This window comes from Acetobacter pomorum (assembly GCF_002738225.1).
GTDB classification, from domain to species: Bacteria; Pseudomonadota; Alphaproteobacteria; order Acetobacterales; family Acetobacteraceae; genus Acetobacter; species Acetobacter pomorum.
In genome coordinates, this window is the sequence record NZ_PEBQ01000102.1 from 1 (window position 1) to 1,063 (window position 1,063).

Consider the following 1,063-nt stretch of genomic DNA (forward strand, 5'->3'; position numbering starts at 1 on the left):
AGAAGATGCACGTGATCATCCTCCCCGTCGAATTCTACCAGATGGGTTTCGAAGTCTGTGCAAACTTTTTCGAAGACAGTTTGCATATCCTTCAGGATCGCGGCGGTGAAGACACGGCGGCGATATTTTGTCACGAAGACCAAATGGGCATGAAGCGCAAAAACACAGTATCTTCCACGCCTATAATCGTTGTCATCAGCCATAGACTGATGTTATCTTTTAGAGATGATCCAGCGCAAGGCCAACATCTACCGGCTCTACCCGGACGCGGAGCAGAGGCTTGCGCTGGCCCGGATCGCCGGAGCATGTCGCGCGGTCTACAATCTCGCGCTGGAACAGAGGCGGGATTGGTGGCAGCGCCATAAGGATAGAACCGGCAAATCAATTTCGTTTGCCGGTCAATGTCGTGAACTCACCGATCTGCGCCGCGATGTGGACTGGTTGCGCGAAGCGCCGATCCACCCGCTACAACAGGCCCTGCGTGATCTCGACCGCGCCTATCAGAGCTTCTTCTCCGGGCGGTCTGGCTATCCATCGCCTCGTCGAAAGGGCCAGCACGACAGTTTCCGTTTTCCCGATCCGGCCTCGCTGCGTGTAGAGCGGACCGGAAAGAAGACCGGGCGCATCAAGCTCCCCAAACTCGGATGGGTTGCTTTCCGGGGCTGGTATGCTCTGCCCGGTATGATCCGCAACATCACCCTGTCCCGGCGGGCCGGGCAGTGGTTCGCGTCTGTCCAGTGGGAGCGCGAAGTAGAAGGGCCTGTCCCGTCTGGCTTGCCAGCAGTCGGGATCGACATGGGCGTGGCCGTGTTCGCCGCCATGAGTAATGGCGAGACCGTCGCGCCGGGGAACTTCGGCAAAAAGACACTGCGTGCGCTTCGCAAGGCACAACGGGCCGTCTCCCGCAAAAAGAAGGGCAGCGCCAACAGGCGCAAAGCCGTGCGGCGGGTGCAGACCCTGCATGCCCGCGTGGCCAATGCCCGCAAGGATTTCCTCCACAAACTCAGCACGACCATCGCCAAGAACCACGGCACGGTCGTTGTGGAGGCATTGCAGGTGCGGA

2 protein-coding genes are annotated in these 1,063 nt (G+C 59.5%); one reads left to right on the forward strand and one right to left on the reverse strand.

Annotated elements, in window-relative coordinates; translation table 11 throughout:
* Positions 1–203 (reverse strand): IS200/IS605 family transposase (gene tnpA, locus CSR02_RS07595; RefSeq protein ID WP_143225557.1); only part of this gene is annotated, 203 nt, incomplete at its 3' end.
* A 22-nt stretch (positions 204–225) separates the two neighbouring features.
* Here tnpA and CSR02_RS07600 point away from each other — a divergent pair.
* The coding region (locus tag CSR02_RS07600) for an RNA-guided endonuclease InsQ/TnpB family protein (protein WP_099541142.1) at positions 226–1,063 on the forward strand (838 nt) is incomplete at its 3' end.